The organism is Streptomyces sp. NPDC002130, from assembly GCF_040296465.1.
Classification (GTDB): domain Bacteria; phylum Actinomycetota; class Actinomycetes; order Streptomycetales; family Streptomycetaceae; genus Streptomyces.
Map to the genome: position 1 here is coordinate 1 of NZ_JBEOXI010000690.1, position 1706 is coordinate 1706.

Sequence of the window (1706 nt, forward strand, 5' to 3'; positions counted from 1 at the left end):
CCTCGATCTCCCCCAACTCGATCCGCTGACCACGGAACTTCACCTGAAAATCAGTACGACCGATGTACTCCAACTCACCAATCGAGTTCCAGCGAACAAGATCCCCCGTCCGATACATCCGCTCACCCGAACCGAACGGCGACGCCACAAACCGATCCGCACTCAAATCCGGACGACCCACATACCCCCGAGCCAACTGCACACCCGACAAATACAACTCACCCGCAACACCCACAGCAACCGGCCGCAGGCGCGAATCCAACACAAACACCCGGCAATTCCACTCCGGCACACCAATCGAGACCACAGTCCCCGACCCAGCAGCCGTCACATCCGCAAACGTAAACGACACCGCCGCCTCAGTCGGACCATACAAATTATGCAACCGCGCCGACGACACCAACCCGAACTCACGCACCGCCTCCACCGGCAACGCCTCACCGATCACCAACACATCACGCAACGAACCCAACAACCCCGGATCCACCAACGACGAAAACGTCGACAACATCGTCGGCACAAAATCCGTCACCGACACACCCTGATCATCAATCACCGACGCCAAATACCCCGGATCCCGATGACCATCAGCCGACGCCAACACCAACACCGCACCCACCCGCAACGGCATGAAAAAACCCCACAACGACACATCGAACGTCGTCGCCGTCTTCTGCAAATACACATCAGACGACGTCAAGCGATACTCGCCCTGCATGAACTCCAACTGATTCACAATCGCCGCATGCGAGACCGCCACACCCTTCGGCCGACCCGTCGACCCCGACGTGAAAATCACATACGCCGTATTCGACGCCCGCAACGGCGAGCGCCGATCCACATCAGAAACCCGCGCACCCGAAAAACCAGACACATCAACAACATCCACACACACAACCCGACGACCCGACGCCACGAAACCATCACGCTCCGTCGACACCACACACACCGGATCAGCCGAATCCAACACATACTCATTACGCGAGGACGGAGCATCAGGATCCAACGGCACCCACGCCCCACCCGCACGCACAATCGCATACAAACCAACCAACAAATCAACCGACCGCCGAACAGCCAACCCCACCAACGACTCCGGCCCAACACCCAAACCAATCAAATAACGCGCAAACCTATTAACCCTCTCATCGAACTCCCCATACGAGAGCACCTCATCCCCGAACACCACCGCCCGCGACCCCGAACAAACCCCCACCACAGAATCAAAACCATCCAACAACAACCCACCCACAACCGGATGAGACGTGTCGTTCCACGACTCGAGCACCAAAGCACGCTCAGGCGCCGTCATGACCTCGACGTCACCGACCGCAGTGGACGGCGTTTCACCGATTTCTGTCAGCAGAGTCTCGAGGCGACCCAGCAGGGCCTGCGCGTACGACTCGTCGAAGAAGTCGGGTAGGTAACGAAGCGTCAGGTGCAGTTGATCGTCGAGACCGATCAGCAGTGTGAGCGGGTAGTTCGTGGAATCGTCGGAGGCGACATCGTCGATCACCATGCCGTCCACTGCGTTGCGTGAAGTACGGCGTCACCCGCGATTCAGTCCTGGGTCTCGAGGTTGTGCTCGCCGACGGTCGGATCGTGCGGACAGGCCGAAGGACCGTCAAAGGTGTTGCGGGATACGACTTGACCAGTCTTCTCGTCGGTTCGGAAGGAACACTCGGAGTCGTCGCGAGTGCCACGCT

General features: G+C 58.8%; 1 protein-coding gene and 1 pseudogene. One reads left to right on the plus strand and one right to left on the minus strand.

The features are described 5' to 3' along the window. The coding region (locus ABT116_RS44470; protein WP_351646602.1) for a non-ribosomal peptide synthetase at window positions 1-1519 on the minus strand (1519 nt) is incomplete at its 3' end. An 8-nt stretch (window positions 1520-1527) separates the two neighbouring features. Between ABT116_RS44470 and ABT116_RS44475 the strand changes: the two are divergent. Next, window positions 1528-1706 (plus strand): annotated as a pseudogene (locus tag ABT116_RS44475) (FAD-binding oxidoreductase); the annotation flags it as partial.